The sequence below is a fragment of the Acinetobacter sp. V2 genome (assembly GCF_001188385.1).
Lineage (GTDB): Bacteria > Pseudomonadota > Gammaproteobacteria > Pseudomonadales > Moraxellaceae > Acinetobacter > Acinetobacter oleivorans.
Map to the genome: position 1 here is coordinate 1,406,984 of NZ_JZFB01000001.1, position 1,286 is coordinate 1,408,269.

General features: G+C 34.7%; 1 protein-coding gene. It reads right to left on the bottom strand.

Features of this window, described 5'->3' with window-relative positions:
* Nucleotides 1-376: 376 nt before the first annotated feature.
* Nucleotides 377-1,183: an oxidoreductase gene (locus UC75_RS06450; protein WP_049837353.1), complete on the bottom strand. Its 807-nt coding sequence runs from the start codon at nucleotides 1,181-1,183 to the stop codon at nucleotides 377-379.
* Nucleotides 1,184-1,286 lie beyond the last annotated feature (103 nt).

Sequence of the window (1,286 nt, forward strand, 5' to 3'; positions counted from 1 at the left end):
AATGAAATATTAATTAGTATTGATCAACAAGATCAGCTCTTTGCGCTAGTTGGCTCGTCGCAAGAATATGTATATTTAATTTATGGAATCATGAACCGAAAAGCGCTGATCTGCCCTCTTAAAAAATCTTTATTTATTCAAAATTTCACTACGAATAAATTTTTAATTCTTAGATAACTTACAATGTGACTTTCATAAAAAATAAATAAAACAATCATTTAAAATTTAAAGAAATTCTAAAGATAGATTCATTTAATATTTTTAAAAGTATTTTTAATTAATAAAAGCTATTAATTGGAATTGAATAAAAGCATATAAAAAATAAACTCCAAGTGCAAAATTTGCACTTGGAGTTTATGCAAGAATCACTCGTGATTTACTTCAAACCAAAAGTCTTTCTAATACTCTTATCAACTGGCCCACTTGGCATAAATCGACGCAACTTGCTTAACAAAGATGCTTGTCCAGATGGTGTACGGCGCATTTGCCAATCATTGAGCGCTGCTGTAACAATTGTATCAGCCACACTATCGGGCTGAGGTGCTTGATCAATCTGCTTTAATACGGCTTGAGTAGCAAGATCACGCTCATTGTCATATTCAGGAATTTTTGAACTTGCTACAGGTGCATTCTTATCTAAATTAGTTTTAGTAAATGAAGGCTGAACAATTGATACACGAATACCAAATTGTCGAAGCTCATGATCTAAAGACTCAGATAGCCCCTCAACTGCATGTTTAGTAGCTGAATACAGTCCCATATACGGTGAAGGTAAGAACCCTAATACTGAACTAATATTTATAATTCTTCCATAATGCTGTATTCGCATATAAGGCAATACCGCTTGTGTGGTACGAAGAATGCTAAATACATTGGTGTTAAATAAAAACTCTGCTTCTTTTATTGAGGTCTCCTCTACTGCACCAATTAAGCTTGCTCCCGCATTATTAACCAAAATATCAATATGCCCAGCTTTATCAATAATAGAATGAATCCCGAGCTGGACAGAGTCTTCATCTGACACATCCATCTCGACAAGCTCAACGCCTTCTATAGGTTGAGCTTTGACTTTATTCCTGACTGTACCGAAAACTTTATGGCCGAGTTTAGCAAATTTTTCTGCTGTAACTTGCCCAATGCCAGATGAAACACCTGTAATTACAACCACTTTTGAGTTTGACATATGAACTCCAATACCTTTTAAATTTGAAAATTTGATCATTAAACTGCTGGTTTAGCCCCGATCTTGAACCAGATCGAATACATTGCTGGCAGGAAAACCAAAG